Genomic DNA, 17,652 nt, shown 5'->3' with positions numbered 1-17,652 from the left:
GCTGCCGTAAATTTACGAATTTTAACAAACCATCACCCTTCTCCGCAAATCATCTTTCTTCAATCAACAAAAACAATCCATGAAAGGTTATTTTTTTGTGATTAATTGTTGATAAATGTTCCCAGATTAGTTCGTACTAATATACGTCAAAAACTATTCCAATGGTTTTGGAAAATGAAAAGTGGGACAAAATGTCAGTGAAAAATAAGCGAAGGTTAACGAGAAAAAAGGCGCGTTAGAATAATCGTCATTGTGGTAAACACAAGGCTACACACGATTTTTAAGAAGGTATAGGGGAATAAACGGAGGCTACCTGCTTCAACCAAAAACAACACCATGTGGTGAATCGAAATCAGCATCAGGATGTACGACAAGAAAGTGGGGAAGCCCAACTCTTTAATGGATAGCTGAAGGCGGCCTTCTGTAAGCTTTTGCCCAAGCTGATATTTAATAATAATAGGACGAAGATAGGCGATTAGTACGGAGGCTGAGGTATGCAGCCCCAGGGTGTTGTCGAAGGTGTCGATAATAACCCCCGTAAAAAAACCAATGAACAATAACGCAGTGAGGTTGATTTCAATCGGTAAGAATAAAATAGCGCCTACGTAAATAAAACAGAACGCATAGTCGAACAGCACCAAGTGACGTGCAACAAAAATGTGGAGCAACACGTACACGAGCCATCTGACGACAGTGCGAATGATTTCGGTTGGGTTCATTTGCGTTTTGGAGTGAGGCTTTCTTGAAGCGACTGTTGTTGTTCCAATAATTTGTTTTCTACCAAATACACGTACGAAATCTTCGAAAAGTCGGTAGAAAGTTTGAGGTCGATGTCAAAAAATGCTTGGTCAGGCGCTACACGAAACGATTTTACAATACCAACGGCGATTCCAGGTGGAAAAACAATGTTTTGGTCAGAAGTTACGGCTGTATCGCCCTTCATGATTGTAGTATAACGAGAAATGTCCTTCAGCTGAATGAGGGAAGGGGTGGTATTATTTTCCCACTTGGCCGTTCCTTGGTCACCACTGCGGAGCAGCTTGGTAGAAACCATAAACTGCGAGTGCAGAATGGACGTGATGACTGAGAATTTTTTGTTGCAAATCTTGACCTTACCCACGACGCCTGTCGCCGATACTACGCCCATGCCTTCTTTGATGCCGTCGGCATAGCCTTTGTCGATGGTCAAGTAATTGTCAGCTCGGTGTGTACTGTGTTCAATTACTTTGGCAATCGTCACAAATTTATACCGATTGGCAAAGGCAGAGTCTGCTTGATAGCCTACGGGGGCATTGGCGGGTTTTTGCTGTTGAAGCTTGGTAATCAGCTCGTTGAGGCGACGGTTTTCTTCGGCCAAAGCTGCGTTCACATTCCGTAAATTGGTGTATTCGCGCGCTGCGTTAGACAATTCAAGGCTTCTGGCACTCAGGGTATTAGCTGTATTAAAGTACTCAACACTCCAGTAGTTGTTGTTATTGACAAGCAACCAAAAGCTAAACACCTCTAACAACACAAAGAGGATAAAATTGCGGTTACGCCCAATAAACTCAAATAGTTGGAGCATTTTTTTAGTACATAGTCCATGGGCGGTGGTCCACAGTCCACAGTCCATAGTCCATAGTAAGCATACCGTGGACTATCGACCATTGACTATGGACTATCGACTATAAACCATCCGAATAATTACTGAATCAATACCGATTTATACAATTCTAAATTTTTCAGGATTTCACCTGTTCCTTTTACAACGGCCTTGAGTGGGTCATCGGCAACGTGAATAGGAAGTTTGGTTTTGGCCGCAAGGCGTTTGTCCAAACCATGCAATAATGCTCCACCCCCCGTGAGGTGAATACCGTTGGTATAAATATCGGCAGAAAGTTCTGGCGGCGAAATTTCAAGGGCTTTCATCACCGCTTCTTCGATTTTAGAAATCGACTTGTCGAGGGCGTAAGCAATTTCGCTGTAGGTTACTTTGATTTCTTTTGGAATACCCGTCATAAGGTCACGTCCACGAATCTCGAAGTCAGCTGGAGGGCTGTCTAATTCTGGCAAGGCCGAACCTACTTCGATTTTGATTTGCTCTGCCGAACGCTCTCCGATGAGAAGGTTGTGCTCGCGGCGCATGTAATCCACGATGTCTTTGGTGAAAACATCACCCGCAATACGAATCGATTGCTCGCACACAATACCCGAAAGGGCAATCACGGCGATTTCGGTCGTTCCACCACCAATATCGACAATCATGGTACCGTTGGGTTGTGTGATGTCGATACCGATACCAATAGAAGCTGCAATAGGTTCATGCACCATATATACCTCTTTAGCACCTGCGTGTTCGGCCGAATCTTTTACGGCCCGTTTTTCTACTTCGGTGATACCCGAAGGAATACAAATAACCATTCGATGCGAAGGCGTAAAGAAGCGATTGTTTGGAGCAATCATCTTAATCATCCCTCTAATCATCAATTCCGCGGCGGTAAAGTCGGCAATTACACCGTCTTTTAACGGGCGGATGGTTTTTATATTTTCGTTGGTTTTTTCGTGCATCTGCATCGCTTTGTGACCAATCGCCAGCACCTTCCCGTTGTTCTTGTCCAAAGCAATGATGGAAGGCTCATCCACCACAATTTTATCCTTATGGATAATCAGGGTATTGGCCGTTCCTAAGTCAATTGCAATCTCGCTCGTTAAAAAATCAAATAATGCCATATTGTTTGCTTTCGCAGAGTGACTAAAGTTTTATAAGCCGCAAAATTAAAGGATTTTATCGGCTTTTTGACAGAATATAAAACAAGTAATTTTTTTGATTAAGGTCTTGAAAATGAGTCGAACGTTTTCTGACCTTTGACAAAATAGCCCCAAATCACACTCTTGGGCGCAATAGGCAGGGAATGAGCCTCTTTTGGCTGTCCGATTTCTCGAATAATTTTTTCTCGCTTCTGCGATAAATTGCGCCCAATCCACCCATAAAACGCAAAATGAGCCCGAATGATAGCCCAAATGTTTGCCCACTCACCTTTTGGTATAAATCGAATGGCTGAAATTCCATCCACTACCAATCTCCAAAAAATAATGCCAAAGCGATTTTTAGAAGGCAAGTTTTTGTAGAGCATCGCAAGGCTATTGCGGTAGTTGAGATAGGTTTTGAAGGGGTTGGAGGGCGGTAACGTGCCGCCACCTACGTGATAAACCGTCGATTGAGGAAGACAATAAATTTCGTGACCGCCCGTGTGTAAGCGCCAACAGAGGTCGATTTCTTCCATGTGGGCAAAAAAGTCCTCGTCGAAGCCGCCGAGTTCGTGGAATAAATGCCCCCGAATAAACAAACATGCCCCCGACGCCCAAAAAATGGGCATTGGGGTATCGTACTGGCCTTTGTCGGTTTCGCAATGGTCAAATATTCGCCCACGGCAGTAAGGAAAACCTAGCCAATCCATAAATCCACCCGCAGCTCCTGCGTATTCAAACTGCGTTTTATCGTGGTACGCCAGCAATTTGGGTTGGCACGCGCCCACGTTGGGATGAGTGTCCAAAAACTGCACCATTGGAGCGAGCCAGTTGGCGGTAACTTCGACGTCAGAATTGAGCAAAACGTAATATTCGGCCTCAATTTGGCCCAAAGCAGCATTATAGCCACCCGCATAGCCTCGGTTTTGCGGAAGTTCTATCAACCGAACGCTGGGATAGTGCGCGCGCGTCCAAGCCACCGAATCGTCTTTCGAGGCACTGTCGGCTACGTAAATTGGATACGATTCTGAATGCGCAATAACAGACGGGAGAAACTTTTCTAGAAAGTTTCTCCCGTTGTAGTTCAAAATAACAATGGCGATTTTATCCATTGCGTATTATTTCATGAATTTACTCAAGTCCAACCCTGGAATGTTGGGCAAAACGCCTTCGGTCGATTCTTGGATACGGACTTTGATTTTTTCTTCGATGTTTTCCATCGCCCGATTGACCGCCGCAATGATGAGGTCTTGTACGACTTCGGCGTCTTCAGGTTTCATCAAATCGGGGTCAATCGTCAAGTTAGTGATTTGTTTGCGGCCATTTACGGTGACTTTCACCATACCCGCACCTGCTTCTGCCGACTCACTCAATTGGCCAAGGCTTTCTTGGGCTTCTTTCATTTTGGCTTGGAATTCTTTTACCTTTCCAAGCATTCCCATCATATCTCCAAACATAGTTTTTTCTGATTTTTAAGTGCGCAAAGATACACAATGTCGGTTTACCTTTGGGCGATAACGCAACGTTCTTTTTCCAACAAATGAAGGTTTTCTTCCACACTCAAGCGCGTTTTTTCGTTGTCAAACTCGTCGGCGTAGAGGTTTTTTAATTCGCGGCGTTTGATGGCTTCCAAAAACCGTCGAATGTCTTCTTTGGAGTCCAACAACAACGGCGGAACTGCTGTAGGTTTGCCGTCATCGTCTTTGGCCACCATCGTAAAATACGAGGTATTGGTATGTTTTTGGGTGCCTGAGCGTACGTTTTCGGCAATAACCCGAATCCCGATGACCATCGAACTACGCCCCACGTAGTTGACTGAGGCGTGCAACGAAACCAGTTCGCCGACTTCAATGGCTTGGAGAAAATTGACCCCGTCCACCGATACCGTCACCACATAAGTCCCCGCGTGCTTAGACGCACAGGCATAAGCGACTTTGTCCATGAGCGAAAGCAAAATACCTCCGTGGATTTTGCCTCCAAAATTGGCGTACGACGGAATCATCAACTCCGTAATGGTTGTTTGCGAGCTTGCGACTGATTTGGGCGTCATTATTTTTTGGCGTCTTTTAAGCTTACGTTTCCTTTGGCCAATTTTTCGGCTTCGTCAAAAAGGGTTGCCGCTTTGCGAATGCCTTCGTCCGTGTTGGACATGACTTGGTAGAATTCGTTGTTGAGGCCCCCTTTGTCGCGTTTTTGATAAGCATAACGGGCAATAAGCGCCTTGAGGTACGTACGGATGTAAGGCTTAGAACGGCTAAACTCTTTTTCGTTGAACTTGATGTTATCAGCGGTCGCGTTTTTAACCACGCCGTTCAAATCAGCATCGGTGACATTATAGCTTTTCAAAAACTCGGCAAAAGTTTGTTTTTCAAACTGTTTGCGATTTTGGTTGACGTAGTTGAGGGCGTAGTCGCGTACGGTATTTTTGGCAAACAACTCGTACAAATACGGCGACATCATGCTGGTATCGCGCGGTACAAATACGTCGGGCGTAATGCCACCGCCACCGTACACAATGCGTCCAGCGTCGGTACGGTACTGAAGTTTAGGATTATTTTTGATGCTGTCAGAAACAAACAACTCACCGTGTTCGAACCGATTTTTGATGTCTTTTTCGTAGCCTTCCAAGTCACCCATTTTGTACGGTTTTTGGATGCTACGGCCGCTCGGGGTGTAGTAGCGCGAAATCGTCAGACGTAATTCAGAGCCGTCTGAAAGATTGACTGGCATTTGCACTAAGCCTTTTCCGAACGAACGGCGTCCGACGATGAGCGCGCGGTCGTGGTCTTGGAGTGCGCCTGCCACAATTTCAGAGGCCGAAGCACTGCTTTCGTCGATGAGAACAACCACGCTGCCGTTTTCAAACATTCCTGCATTTTTGGCGCGGGTTTGGCGGTCGTAGCGGTCGTCTTTGCCGTCGGTGTAAACAATCAATTTATCCCCCGCCAACAATTCGTCCACCATGTTGGTGGCTCTGTCCATGTATCCGCCAGGGTTACCACGGAGGTCGAGCATGAGTTTTTTCATGCCTTGGGTTTTAAGCGAACTCACGGCGTTTTTAAACTCATCGTAGGTCGATTCGGAGAAACGAGTAACTTTGACGTAGCCCACTTCTTTGTCCATCATATAAGCGGCATCGACCGAGAAGGTAGGAATGCGGTCGCGGCGAAGCAAGAACGACAGGGGTTTGGGTACGCCACGGCGCAAAATTTCGATTTTAACCTCGCTACCGCGCGGCCCGCGGAGTTTGGAAAAAATGAAGGCATTATCCACTTTTTTACCCGTAAAAATATCGCTATTTACCTTTAAAATTTTGTCCCCGCTCTGAATACCAGCAGCTTCCGACGGCCCCCCGACCAGAGGTGTCACTACGTAAACGGTATCTTTGTAGAGGTTAAACTCAATACCGATGCCATCAAAACCACTTTCGAGTTGTGAGCGCGCAGCTATGGCATCTTTGGGGTTAAAATAATAGGTATGAGGGTCGAGTTTTTCGAGCATTTTGGTGATGGAATAATCCACCAACTCATCGGTGTTGACGGTGTCAACGTAGTTATTATCAATGAGTTGTAGTACTTCCTTGAACTTGGTATGTCCTCGGGCTACATCAGCAATTCCCTTGCTGCCACCAAAAAAAGTAGCACCTAACAACATGCCTGCGGCAAGGGTAACACTCAATAAAATGGGTAAACGAACTGTCCAACGGTCGTTTTGTATGGGATTTTCCATTTGCTTATTTTATCTTAAAAAACACCTAAAGTAACGAACAAAGGCAAAAGGTAGTTTACAAACTTCAAAAATCTCTCCAAACTTTGCGTTATTTGTAGCTAATATACATTCAAACACCCCATGAAACCCGAAAAAAAATTATTTCTCTTAGACGCTTTTGCCCTGATTTACCGTGCTCACTTTGCGTTTGTTAAAAATCCTCGAATTTCTTCTAAAGGGTTAAATACCAGTGCTATTTTTGGCTTTGCCAATACCTTATTGGAAGTATTAAAAGACGAAAAACCGACCCACCTTGGGGTGGCTTTTGATACACCAAAGCCTACTTTTCGGCATGTGCAGTTTGAGGCGTACAAAGCACAGCGCCAAGAACAACCCGAAGACATCACAACGGCGGTTCCGTACGTAAAACAGCTACTCAAGGCAATGTGTATTCCTATCTTGGAAATGGAAGGCTACGAAGCCGACGACGTGGTAGGGACGCTCGCTAAAAAAGCAGCCCGCGAAGGGTTTGAAGTGTTTATGATGACCCCCGACAAAGACTACGGGCAGTTGGTGGAAGAGCACGTTTATCTTTACAAACCAGCTATATCGGGCAAAGGCGTGGAGATTATGGGGCCAAAAGAGGTGTGCGAGCGCTGGGGAATCAGCGACATTAGTCAAGTGGTGGATATGTTGGGGTTGCAAGGAGATGCGTCCGATAACATTCCTGGGATTCCTGGGGTCGGGGAAAAAACGGCTCAAAAACTCGTTGCAGAGTTTGGATCGGTCGAAAACCTGATTGTGAACACGGATAAGCTCGCAGGCAAACTCAAAGAGAAAGTCATTGAAGGAAAAGACTTAGCAGTGTTGTCAAAACAATTGGCGACGATTGATATTAACGTGCCGATTGCCTTTGAAGAGGAAGATTTGCGCATGTGCGAGCCCAACCGTGAGCTATTGTCATCGCTGTTGGATGAATTGGAGTTTAAAACCCTTAAAAAACGCCTTTTGGGTGAAACAGAAGCACCCGTGGCTATTCCCGCTGCCAATAAAACGGGCCAATTGAACCTGTTTGGCGAAGCGCCAACGGCAGTTCCTTCGGTGAGTAAACCAAGCGAAGTGACTTCGACAGGTGTAAGTGCCGAACCAGCAACGAGCAATGAGCGCCGCACAGTGGCTACCACGGCTCACCGCTATCATTTGGTGAATACCCCCGAGCTTCGTCAATCGTTGGCGCAGTATTTGAGTTTGCAAGAATCTTTCTGTTTTGATACCGAAACTACCTCAGTGGATGCCATTGATGCCGAATTGGTCGGGTTGGCGTTTGCTTACCGCGACGGCGAGGCATTTTACGTACCCGTGCCAGCCGACCGTGCCGAAGCGCAAGCTATTGTGGAAGATTTCCGAGAAGTGCTTGAAAATGAAAAGATTGAAAAGATAGCGCAGAACCTCAAATACGACATGTTGATTCTGCAAAATTACGGAGTAGAGGTGCGCGGGCCGTTGTACGATACCATGTTGGCGCATTATCTTATTGAACCCGACAAGCGTCATAACATGGATGCGTTAGCCAATGCCTATCTTAACTACGAACCCGTGGCGATTGAGGCGCTTATTGGTAAAAAAGGCCCTAAACAATTGACCATGCGGGATGTAGCCATCGAAAAAGTGGTGGAATACGCCGCCGAAGATGCCGATATTACCCTCCAACTCAAGCATAAATTGCAACCACTTTTGGTCGAAAACCAAGCCGAGAAACTCTTCAAGGGCGTAGAAGTGCCGTTGGTGCCCGTTTTGGCCGCCATGGAACGTGAAGGGATAAGGGTTGATACCAACGTTTTATCCGAAATGTCGGGGGTGTTGGAAATCGACATGAAGCAAGTGGAGCAAGAGATTTTTGGGCTGGCGGGAGAGGAATTTAATATTGGTTCTCCGAAACAACTGGGGGTGATTTTGTTTGAAAAAATGAAGTTGGTCAAAAACCCCAAGAAAACAGCGACTGGACAATACGCTACGGGAGAAGATATTTTGTCGGATTTGGAATCGGAACACGAAATTGCGCGTAAGATTTTGGATTACCGCGAGTTGCAGAAACTAAAATCGACTTACGTGGATGCGTTGCCGCAGCTTATCAACCCTTCGACGGGTCGAATACACACGTCGTTTAATCAGGCAGTGGCAGCGACGGGGCGTTTGAGCAGTACCAATCCTAACCTTCAGAACATCCCGATTCGTACGCCTCGTGGACGAGAGATTCGGAAAGCGTTTATTCCTAGAAACGAAGACTACGTGATTTTGTCGGCCGACTACTCCCAAATCGAACTTCGCATCATGGCCGCTTTTAGTCAAGATGCCACCATGCTCGAAGCCTTCAATAAAGGCATTGATATTCACGCCAGTACGGCCAGTAAAGTATTTAACGTAGCCCTCGAAGAAGTAACGTCGGACATGCGCCGAAAAGCCAAAATGGTCAATTTTGGTATCATTTATGGCATTTCGGCCTTTGGTTTAGCCCAACGCTTGGGGATTGCGCGGGGAGAAGCAAGTGAAATCATTAAAGCCTATTTCCAAGAATTTCCTGCCGTAAAAAGCTACATGGACATGGTGATTAACAAAGCCCGTGAACAAAAGTACGTTGAAACAATTTTGGGACGTCGGCGTTATTTGGCCGATATTGATTCTCAAAACCAAACGACGCGTGGTTTTGCCGAACGAAACGCCATCAACGCGCCGATTCAAGGCTCTGCGGCGGATATGATTAAGATAGCGATGATCAACATCCACGATTTTCTGAAACGCGAAAAACTACAGTCACGTATGCTTTTGCAGGTACATGACGAATTGGTGTTTGACGCGCACCGTGATGAAATCGAATTGTTGAGCCACCACGTAAATGAGTTGATGGTGAATGCCATTCCGCTGCCCGTAAAAATGGAAACGGGGATTGGAAAGGGGCTTAATTGGCTGGAAGCGCACTAGAGAAGTCAGTTTGTAAATGTGGGAAAAAATCGCGTACTTACTTTGGCATCGTGAAGAGGGTTGCTGAGCATTGTGAAGAGGGTTGCTCACAACCCGACGTATTGAGTGTTGTGGAAAGGGTTGCTCACAACCCGATGTATTGAGTATTGTGAAGAGGGTTGCTCACAACCCCGACGTATTGAGTGCTGTGGAAAGGGTTGCTCACAACCCGACGTATTGAGCATTGTGAAGAGGGTTGCTCACAACCCGATGTATTCAGCAGTAGAATTTTAATTTTGTAAGAATGAATGCAAAAGGCTGGATAGTGGGTATGTTGTTGGTGATGATACAAACGGTGGGGCAAGCGCAGCAAGTATCGATGGTAAAATGGGCGGCGATGGATAGTCTTTTTGCTCAAAAAAGCGATACTACCTATGTATTGAACTTCTGGGCGACTTGGTGCAAGCCTTGTGTGACAGAATTGCCATATTTTGAACAAACCCAGCAAAAATACCTGAATCAGAAGCTCAAAGTGATTTTAGTTAGCATGGATTTTGCTAGAGAATTGACAACGAGAGTCGTTCCTTTTGTGACCGAACGAAAGCTAACATCGCACGTGTGGTTGCTCAATGAACCCGACGCTAATAGCTGGATTGAGAAGGTGAGTAAAGAGTGGTCAGGTGCCATTCCTGCCACCCTGATTTTCAACAATGCCAAGGGAAAAAAAGTGTTTTTTGAACAAAAAATTGACGCCCTCCGTTTGCAAAAGGAACTCTCTGATTTTCTGTGACTTTTTAACTTGATTTCGTCAGAATGGCAAACATACCAACGACCATGAAAAATAAGTTTTGGGCGACATTATTCGCAGCGTTGACAGTGAGTATCGCAACGACGTTGTTGTTTCAGCAGCAACGCGCGCAGGCTTCTTCGGTGGGGTATCCAATCGGCGGGTCGGTAGCTGAGTTTAAGCTTCAAAATGCCAAAGGAGGAACCGTAAATTTGTCGGATTACAAAGACAAAAAAGGCGTGATTGTGGTGTTCACCTGCAACCACTGTCCTTTTGCCAAAGCCTACGAAGAGCGCATCATTGCTTTGGATAAAAAATACGGGGCGCTCAATTTTCCCGTTGTGGCAATTAACTCCAACGATGCTTCCGATTACGAAGACGAGTCGATGGACAATATGAAGAAGCGAGCGACGGAGAAAGGCTATACTTTCCCTTATTTACAAGATGCAACGCAAGCCGTGGCCAAAGCTTTTGGCGCAACGCGTACGCCGCATGTTTTTGTTTTACGAAATGAAAATGCTAAATTCACGGTACAATACATTGGAACCATAGATGATAATTACCAAGACCCCGCAGGCGTCACCAAACGCTACGTGGAAGATGCAGTCAACAACATTTTGGCGGGTAAACCCGTCGTAGTGACCCAAACCAAAGCCGTAGGATGTGCGATTGGTTGGAAAGACGCTTAAAAACAATTGGTAGTCTATATTTTACAGTCGACAGTGAACAAAAAGGACAGCCCCAAGCTGCCCTTTTTTGTTTTTCAGGAAAAAACGCGGTCGCAAATTTCTCTGGTTGTGAGCAACCAGAGACACTCCTAATTCGTCATCCGTTCTCGCTTAATCTAGCAAATTCCATTTCCATAGTCCAATTTTTGCCAAAAAGTAGCGGCTTGATACTCCCAAAACGCCAAAGCCGTATTTCATGCTTCGTTGGAAATTGATTGATGACGCTTCTTCAAAGTATTTGGTAGGACAGGTTACTTCGCCAATTTCGTAGCCTTTCCAGAAAATTTGGGCAATCATTTCGTTGTCAAAAACAAAGTCGTCATTGCATTTCTGAAAAGGAACGCTCCGCAAAACTTCCCCCGAAAACGCGCGGTAGCCCGTGTGGTATTCGGAGAGTTTTTGGTTCATCAAAATGTTTTGAGTCAACGTCAAAATGCGGTTGGCGATGTATTTGTACATAGGCATTCCGCCTTTGAGAGCGCCTTTTCCTAAGATACGTGAGCCAAACACGACCTGATACAACCCATTACCAATGATGGAAATCATGGCCGTTAATAACAGTGGAGTGTATTGATAATCAGGGTGAAGCATGATGACAATGTCGCCGCCCAGTTCGAGGGCTTTGGTGTAGCACGTTTTTTGATTGCCGCCATAGCCTTTGTTTTTATCGTGGCGAATGACATGTTTGATGCCCAGTCGCTCGGCTACTTCGACGGTGTTGTCTGGACTAGCATCATCGACCAAAATAATATCATCTACCAAGTCAAACGGGATTTCTCGGTAGGTTTTCTCTAACGTTAGCGACGCTTTGTAAGCGGGCATGACGATGATTACTTTTTTTCCTTTATACATTAAAGAAATCTGTTTTCAGTTCTATAGCTCTTTTGTATGAAACCTATGAGGTTTACCAGTGTCGTTTCTTAGCAAACCTCATAGGTTTGGAGTAAATAAGGCCGCAAAGTTACGATTAAAATGTCTCGGAGGGCTGATTCTCCAATTTTAGAAACGATTTTAAGCGACGAAATTGTTTTACTCCGTAAATAATCTAGCTAAAAATGTGCCAGCAAATGAGCGTTTTACGGTTAGAAATGCAGATATTTAAGAAAGATTAATCGAGAAAAATATGAAAACGTACCAAGATATTCTCTTTTCGCAAGAAGCAGGAGTGGCCAAAGTAACCCTCAATCGTCCGTCGGTGTTGAACGCCCTCAGCCCCAATCTCATCGCTGAATTGGCAGATGTAGCGCGGAAAGTGTCGTTGGACGAATCTATTAAGGTGTTTGTCGTTACGGGGGCTGGACGGGCATGGTCGGCAGGGGTTGACCTGAAAGCGTTGAATGAAAGCATTGAAGGCGGGCACTTTTCTAACTTTGAAGTAATGGAAATGGGCGCAGCTTTTATTCTGACCTTACAGGCAATGCCACAAGTAACAATTGCCCAAGTCAATGGCTACTGTTACACGGGCGCTACCGAATTGATGCTTGCCTTTGACTTAGTGTATGCGGCCGACGAAGCCCAAATCGGGGACACGCACACCAAGTGGGGAATTGCGCCCAAATGGGGAATGACTCAGCGTCTGCAACAAAAAGTAGGACTGATGAAAGCGATGGAACTTTCGTTTACGGCCCAACCCGTGTCGGGCAAAGAGGCGGACCGGATAGGGTTGGTAAATAAGTCAGTACCTTTGGCAGAGTTAGAATCGACAGTAAACCAGGTAGTTGAAAAAATAAAAGGCAACTCGGCGCAGACCATCGCCGCCATGAAAAATATGTATTATTTTGGTGCGCAGCACGGCCTTCACCGAGGCTTAGAATACGAATGGCAAGCCGATTTTAAAATCACTGACCGCGAGGAGTTTTTGAGGAATTTTGAGAAGAATAAGTAGTCCCAATTTACCACTCCAACGTCACCAACCCCACTCCTTGACGCTCCAAGGAAGTGGTAATAATCAGCTGATTATTTTGAACGGTTTGGGTTTGAGGTGTGCCTAGCTTCGCTAACTGCCCCGCTTTCTCCAGTTCCTTGATTTGTTCGGGAGTTGGATTGGCAGGAGAACCCATTTTTTTCCAGACTTCGTAGCTGTTGCTGTGTTGGCTGTCGATGCGGTAGTGGGTGATTTTAACCTTTTTGGCAGGAAGATGGTCAAGCGTTAACTGCACCGAAGAGGTGGCGGCAGAGACATCGTCGTCGTGGTAATTCCAAAAAAGTACGGCAGCTTTTCGTTGGTCTCTGGCGGCCAATCCACCCACGTCGGGGGTTGTTTTTCGTACGCTCGAATCCCGAACTGTCAAGGCAGGATACATTAGGTTGCCTTTGACCTCTACGCGTTGACCGCTCATTTTACCAAACATCCGAAATACGTTCAGTACGGGTTTGTCCACGCCGTTGGTGGCCAAATCACGAAATCCATAAAACCAAGGTTGGTCTTCAAACTCAAATGACCACGATACAGCGCCTTTGAAATTGACCTGATGGAGGTCGGCCAAGGCGTATTTTCGGGCAAACGACGCGGCGGTGTAGCTTGAGTACATCGTGCCATTGCGGTAGGCGTTTTGCGGGTCGGTTTTCATGCCACAGGCCGCACAGCCTTCGGGGTCAGACTCTCCGATGACGATGGGCAAGTGCTTTAATTCGGGAAAAGACGCGACTATCTGGAAACCCGTCGAAATATCGCGCAGCTGCGTTCCCATGTTCATTTGTACGTGCCCGTTGACGAGTTTAGGCGCTCCTTTGGCATGAAACGCAATAAAATCAAGGGGAGTGCCAATTTTACCTGTTACGTAATTGGTATCAGAAACACAGTGTTTGAGGAATTTTTTCAGAAAATCACCACCACGGCGTCCAGCAGGGCCCGTGACGTGAGGGCCGCCGATTTTGGCCGTTGGCAATGCGCGCCGAACAGCATCAACTGAATAATCGTACAACTTGCAATATTCCTGCACTGTGCCGCCCCAGTAAGGGCTATCGGGTTCGTTCCATAACTCCCAATACCAGCTCTCTACTTCTTTTTTGCCGTAACGTTCTACCGAATGTTTTACCCACTGATAGACCAATTCGGCCCATTTGGCGTAATCTTTAGGAGGGTGCGTCCAACCTGTGTAAATCGAAGTATAGTGCTGACCAGGCGCCCATTGGTGGCGATAAGGCTGGGGTTTGGTTGAAAGCGCTTCTGGCATGAATCCAATTTGAGCCATTGGTTTCATCCCCCGTTCGACGTACGTGTCAAAGATTTTGTCCACAATCGTCCAGTCATAGACAGGGTTTCCTTGGGCATCTTCGGTGTAAGCATTGGTAGAACCCCACTTGAGCGCGGGAGTGCCGTCGCCTGTGGTTAGTAGGTTGTGGGCACGAACGTAAACAGGTACGGGGCTAAGTGCCGAAAGTTCGGACAGCAGTTTTTTGCCGTCTTTCATGTAGGTATAATTTGGCTCGTCGTACCCAAACCACGCCCACGCAGGGTGCATGGGGCCAATTTCTTTGTTAAGGTCGATTTGCAAAGTAGCATTTTGAGAAAAGGCCACTCGGCAGTATAAAACGAGAATAGTAGCAGTAATGTGAAAAATATTCTTCATCGACGGGTGCACGGGGCTTTACGAAAGAGAATTTTGAATTTTTATGTAATAAGCCCAAAAACGCAAACTTTACCCTTCAGTTTTTGTTTTTCCAAGAAAAGGGCGCAACAAAGACCCTTTTTTTTGACTAATTTTGCGAAATCTTACACACAATAGACCGCTCTGATAAATCGGATGAAAATCAGTCTTCACCAACAAGAATCCTTTGAGCGCCGTCACCACGGCCAACGTCCCGAAGAGTTACAAGAAATGCTAAAGACCATCGGAGTAAGCACTGTCGATGAGTTGATTGAGCAAACCGTTCCTGCTGCTATTCGTTTAGCAAGACCGCTAGAGTTGCCCGCTCCCAAATCGGAGTTTGAGTACCTCAACGACTTGAAAAAAGTCGCCCGCCTCAATCGCATTTACCAGTCATACATCGGTACGGGTTACTACGATACGATTGTTCCCAACGTGATTTTGCGTAACATTTTGGAGAATCCTGCATGGTACACGGCTTACACGCCGTATCAGGCAGAGATTGCGCAGGGACGCTTGGAGATGCTGCTCAACTTCCAAACAGCGGTGATTGATTTGACGGGAATGGAGATTGCGAATGCTTCGCTTTTGGACGAAGCAACGGCTGCTGCCGAAGCAATGACGATGCTTCATAGCTTGCGTACAGGAGCCAAAAAGAAAGCAGAGACGTTTTTTGTGTCGGAGCGTTGCCACCCACAAACCATTGATTTGATTTATACCCGTGCTACTCCGTTGGATATCAACGTCGTAGTGGGCGATCACTTTAAAGTTGACTTGACCGACCCTGCTATCTTTGGGGTGTTGGTACAATACCCAGCCACCGACGGAGAGGTCATTGATTATACTGATTTTATTGCCGCTGCCCACGAACTGAACGTTTTTGTGGCAGTCGCTGCTGATTTGTTGAGCCTTACGTTGTTGAAAGCTCCAGGTGAAATGGGAGCAGACGTAGTAGTCGGTTCGGCACAACGTTTTGGCGTTCCAATGGGATACGGCGGGCCACACGCGGCGTTTTTTGCCACTAAAGATGCTTACAAACGTCAGATTCCTGGACGTATCATTGGGGTGTCGGTAGATACCGAAGGAAACCGTGCCTTGCGTATGGCACTTCAAACGCGTGAGCAGCACATTCGTCGCGAAAAAGCTACCTCAAATATCTGTACTGCCCAAGTATTGCTTTCGGTGATGGCTGCTGCTTATGCAGTTTATCACGGGCCAGAAGGTTTAAAAAGCATTGCTTCAAAAATCCAAGGCTTAACGAAAGCATTTGCAGATGCTATTTCAGAAATGGGTTACGAAGTAGCGACGCAAAATTACTTCGATACGGTGACGGTCAATGTTCGTAATGCGCAACAGCTGGAAGAAGAGTCTCGTAAGCGCGGTATCAATTTGCGTCACAATGCCAATGGTTCGGTAGGAGTATCGTTTGATGAAGCGAAAACATTTGCCAACTTGATTGAATTGTTGGATTTGTTTGCAACTGCGTCGGGTGAAGGTATCGAAATGAGCATTCCTGACGAAGTAGAAGTATCGTTACCTGCCAACTTAGCGCGTGAATCGGCGTATTTGACGCATCCTGTTTTCAACAACTATCATACAGAGCATGACATGCTTCGCTACTTGAAGTCGTTGGAAAACAAAGATTTATCGTTGGTTCACTCGATGATTTCCTTGGGAAGCTGTACGATGAAACTCAACGCTACGGCCGAGATGATTCCAGTGACTTGGCCAGAGTTTGGCAAAATGCACCCATTTGCTCCTACTTTCCAAACGGAAGGGTACCAGTTGTTGTTCAAGCACTTAAATGATTGGCTTTGCGAAATTACAGGTTTTGCCGCCATGTCGCTTCAGCCAAACTCAGGAGCACAAGGTGAATACGCTGGTCTGTTGACGATTCGTGCCTATCACGAAGCGCGCGGAGAAAGTCACCGCAACGTGGCCTTGATTCCGTCGTCGGCGCATGGTACCAATCCAGCCTCGGCAGTAATGGCTGGGATGAAGGTAGTCGTGACGAAGTGCGACGAGCGCGGAAACATTGACGTTGAAGACTTGAAAGCAAAAGCGGAACAATACAGCAACGAACTTTCGTGTTTGATGGTGACGTATCCGTCAACCCACGGGGTGTTTGAAGAAAGTATTATTGATATTTGTTCACTTATTCACAGTCATGGTGGACAAGTGTATATGGATGGTGCAAACATGAACGCCCAAGTAGGACTTACGAGTCCTGCGACTATCGGGGCTGATGTTTGCCACCTCAACTTACACAAAACATTCTGTATCCCTCACGGTGGTGGTGGCCCAGGGATGGGGCCTATTGGCGTAGCAGCCCACTTAGTGCCGCACTTGCCAGGGCACGTTAACCTGACCGAGGTCAAGGAAGGGGTTTATGGAGCAGTCTCAGCAGCACCTTATGGCTCGGCAAGCATTCTGACCATCTCGCACGCTTACATCGCCATGATGGGAGGTGAAGGGTTGACGAATGCGACCAAAATGGCCATTACAAACGCCAACTACATCAAGCAACGCTTATCGGGTGAAGGGCAATTTGAGATTTTATACACGGGAAGCAATGGACGTTGTGCCCACGAAATGATTGTGGATTGCCGTCCTTTCAAAGCCGTAGGTATCGAAGCCGAAGACCTTGCCAAACGTTTGATGGATTATGGTTTCCACTCACCAACCTTGTCGTTCCCTGTGGCAGGTACATTGATGATTGAGCCGACCGAATCCGAATCAAAAGCGGAATTAGATCGTTTCTGCGACGCATTGTTGAGTATCCGTGCCGAAATCCGTGAAGTGGAAGAAGGTGTGGCTGACAAAGCAAATAACGTACTGAAAAATGCACCACACACGGCTCGTATTGTGTTGACCGAAAACTGGGACCGCCCGTACAGTCGTGAGAAAGCAGTTTTCCCATTGCCTCACTTGCGTTTCAATAAGTTTTGGCCAAGTGTAAGCCGTATTGATTCGGCTTATGGCGACCGTAACTTGATTTGTGCCTGTATTCCTGTAGAGGAATACGCACAAGCGGAGGTGTAAGAATAGCTGCCAACTACTTGAAAAATAGGGCTTTCGACTTGTTCGAAAGCCCTATTTTTTTGTTTGTGCTTGTTTTTGTTTAATTTTTTTTGGAAAAGGTTAAACAATTTGC

Annotated in this window: 14 protein-coding genes; 5 read left to right on the top strand and 9 right to left on the bottom strand. The window is 46.3% G+C overall.

Going from position 1 to position 17,652, the window contains the following annotated elements:
- Positions 1 to 215: 215 nt before the first annotated feature.
- The 7 genes from FHS57_RS22160 to FHS57_RS22130 form a co-directional block, all read right to left on the bottom strand.
- Positions 216 to 719, bottom strand: coding sequence for a hypothetical protein (locus tag FHS57_RS22160; protein WP_028523754.1), 504 nt, complete (start codon positions 717 to 719; stop codon positions 216 to 218).
- Complete coding sequence (gene mreC, locus FHS57_RS22155) at positions 716 to 1,564, bottom strand: rod shape-determining protein MreC (protein ID WP_183977496.1); 849 nt, start codon at positions 1,562 to 1,564, stop codon at positions 716 to 718. Before mreC ends, FHS57_RS22160 begins: the two co-directional genes overlap by 4 nt.
- A gap of 119 nt (positions 1,565 to 1,683) precedes the next feature.
- Positions 1,684 to 2,709 (bottom strand): rod shape-determining protein, encoded by a 1,026-nt coding sequence (locus FHS57_RS22150; protein ID WP_028523756.1) that lies wholly within the window; start codon positions 2,707 to 2,709, stop codon positions 1,684 to 1,686.
- A gap of 98 nt (positions 2,710 to 2,807) precedes the next feature.
- On the bottom strand, positions 2,808 to 3,839 hold the full coding sequence (locus tag FHS57_RS22145; protein ID WP_183977494.1) for a glycosyltransferase family 2 protein: 1,032 nt from the start codon (positions 3,837 to 3,839) through the stop codon (positions 2,808 to 2,810).
- Between the two features lie 6 nt (positions 3,840 to 3,845).
- Positions 3,846 to 4,184 carry a YbaB/EbfC family nucleoid-associated protein gene (locus FHS57_RS22140; protein WP_183977492.1) on the bottom strand — a complete coding sequence of 113 codons (339 nt, stop codon included), beginning with the start codon at positions 4,182 to 4,184 and terminating at the stop codon, positions 3,846 to 3,848.
- 44 nt (positions 4,185 to 4,228) lie between these two features.
- Positions 4,229 to 4,777 (bottom strand): acyl-CoA thioesterase, encoded by a 549-nt coding sequence (locus tag FHS57_RS22135; RefSeq protein ID WP_183977489.1) that lies wholly within the window; start codon positions 4,775 to 4,777, stop codon positions 4,229 to 4,231.
- Positions 4,777 to 6,456: a S41 family peptidase gene (locus tag FHS57_RS22130; protein ID WP_183977487.1), complete on the bottom strand. Its 1,680-nt coding sequence runs from the start codon at positions 6,454 to 6,456 to the stop codon at positions 4,777 to 4,779. The genes FHS57_RS22135 and FHS57_RS22130 overlap by 1 nt, the downstream gene beginning before the upstream one ends.
- A 120-nt stretch (positions 6,457 to 6,576) precedes the next feature.
- Here FHS57_RS22130 and polA point away from each other — a divergent pair, with 120 nt between their 5' ends.
- From polA to FHS57_RS22115, 3 genes are all read left to right on the top strand, one after another.
- Positions 6,577 to 9,414, top strand: coding sequence for a DNA polymerase I (gene polA / locus FHS57_RS22125; protein ID WP_183977485.1), 2,838 nt, complete (start codon positions 6,577 to 6,579; stop codon positions 9,412 to 9,414).
- A 283-nt stretch (positions 9,415 to 9,697) separates the two neighbouring features.
- Entirely contained in the window at positions 9,698 to 10,183 is a 486-nt protein-coding gene (locus tag FHS57_RS22120) for a TlpA disulfide reductase family protein (RefSeq protein WP_183977483.1), read from the top strand.
- Between the two features lie 44 nt (positions 10,184 to 10,227).
- Entirely contained in the window at positions 10,228 to 10,869 is a 642-nt protein-coding gene (locus FHS57_RS22115) for a thioredoxin family protein (protein ID WP_183977481.1), read from the top strand.
- 150 nt (positions 10,870 to 11,019) lie between these two features.
- Here the strand turns inward: FHS57_RS22115 and FHS57_RS22110 are convergent, their stop codons facing one another.
- The gene (locus FHS57_RS22110; RefSeq protein WP_183977479.1) at positions 11,020 to 11,760 is read right to left on the bottom strand and encodes a glycosyltransferase family 2 protein; all 741 of its coding nucleotides are present in this window, start codon (positions 11,758 to 11,760) and stop codon (positions 11,020 to 11,022) included.
- 271 nt (positions 11,761 to 12,031) lie between these two features.
- Between FHS57_RS22110 and FHS57_RS22105 the strand changes: the two genes are divergently transcribed.
- Entirely contained in the window at positions 12,032 to 12,793 is a 762-nt protein-coding gene (locus tag FHS57_RS22105) for an enoyl-CoA hydratase/isomerase family protein (RefSeq protein WP_183977477.1), read from the top strand.
- Positions 12,794 to 12,800: 7 nt separating this feature from the next.
- Here FHS57_RS22105 and FHS57_RS22100 read toward each other — a convergent pair whose 3' ends face one another.
- Positions 12,801 to 14,480 (bottom strand): GH39 family glycosyl hydrolase, encoded by a 1,680-nt coding sequence (locus FHS57_RS22100; protein WP_183977475.1) that lies wholly within the window; start codon positions 14,478 to 14,480, stop codon positions 12,801 to 12,803.
- A 174-nt stretch (positions 14,481 to 14,654) separates the two neighbouring features.
- Between FHS57_RS22100 and gcvP the strand changes: the two genes are divergently transcribed.
- Positions 14,655 to 17,540 carry an aminomethyl-transferring glycine dehydrogenase gene (gene gcvP / locus FHS57_RS22095; RefSeq protein ID WP_183977473.1) on the top strand — a complete coding sequence of 962 codons (2,886 nt, stop codon included), beginning with the start codon at positions 14,655 to 14,657 and terminating at the stop codon, positions 17,538 to 17,540.
- Positions 17,541 to 17,652: the final 112 nt, after the last annotated feature.

The organism is Runella defluvii, assembly GCF_014195535.1.
In the GTDB taxonomy this organism is placed as follows: Bacteria; Bacteroidota; Bacteroidia; order Cytophagales; family Spirosomataceae; genus Runella; species Runella defluvii.
The sequence above is the reverse complement of the archived record's forward strand: the minus strand, read 5'-3'. Positions and strand labels throughout refer to the sequence as shown.